The 786-nt window shown below is 65.1% G+C and carries 1 protein-coding gene; it reads right to left on the bottom strand.

What is annotated here, in order from left to right; translation table 11 throughout:
- Positions 1-67 precede the first annotated feature (67 nt).
- Positions 68-760, bottom strand: coding sequence for a CHAP domain-containing protein (locus ABD844_RS53000; protein WP_344897996.1), 693 nt, complete (start codon positions 758-760; stop codon positions 68-70).
- Between the last annotated feature and the right edge of the window lie 26 nt (positions 761-786).

Genomic DNA, 786 nt, shown 5'->3' with positions numbered 1-786 from the left:
CCAAGGTGTGTGGGCACAAAAAAGGGCCAACCCGGTTGGGCAGGCCATCACGATCAGTCCGGGGCGGTCAGTCCACACGCATCAGCTTCGGCCAGGTCTTCGGACCACACTCGCCGTCCACCTTCAGACCGGCCGCCTTCTGGAAAGCGCGCAGCGCGTCCTCCAGCAGCTCGCCGAAGACGGTGTCATCGATGCCTCCGCCCAGGCCGTAGCCGCGGGCGTGGAGCAGGTAGAACAGCGTCTTGACGTCGTAACCACGGGCGCCGCGCTTGAGCAAAGGCAGGGACTTCACGATCTCCTCCGTCCAGGTGAGCTGAGGCTTGGGAGCGGGCTTACTCGAGTACGCCGGATAGCCGTAGCCGGCGACGAGGCCGGAGCGTTCGCGGCGCATCACACGGTTGGAGGTGTTGCCCTCGATCGTCACGATGGTGCCGTTCGAGCGGACGGCCTCGACGATGCCGACATGATCGATCGCCGGGATGTTCCGTGAGCCAGCCCAGTCGAAGAACACGATGGCGCCGCGTCGAGGTGTGTGCCCCCAACGGTCTCGGTCCTTGAACCACTGCGCGTGCCCAGGCGTCCAGGCCGAATCGCCCACTACGGAGATCAGCCCGGCTCGATCAGCCGCCCAGGCGAGGAACATGTCACACCACGGCTCGTGTGCCCAGGACTCAGGTTTGTTGTGCCGCTCAGCCCACCACGCACCGAACTTCGTCCAGCCCGAGCCCGACTCGGTGTAGCCGAGTTGCGAGCGGACAATGTCGAGTAGACGATCCTCAGGCGATT

The sequence above is a fragment of the Nonomuraea antimicrobica genome, assembly GCF_039536965.1.
GTDB classification, from domain to species: domain Bacteria; phylum Actinomycetota; class Actinomycetes; order Streptosporangiales; family Streptosporangiaceae; genus Nonomuraea; species Nonomuraea antimicrobica.
The sequence above is the reverse complement of the archived record's forward strand: the minus strand, read 5'-3'. Positions and strand labels throughout refer to the sequence as shown.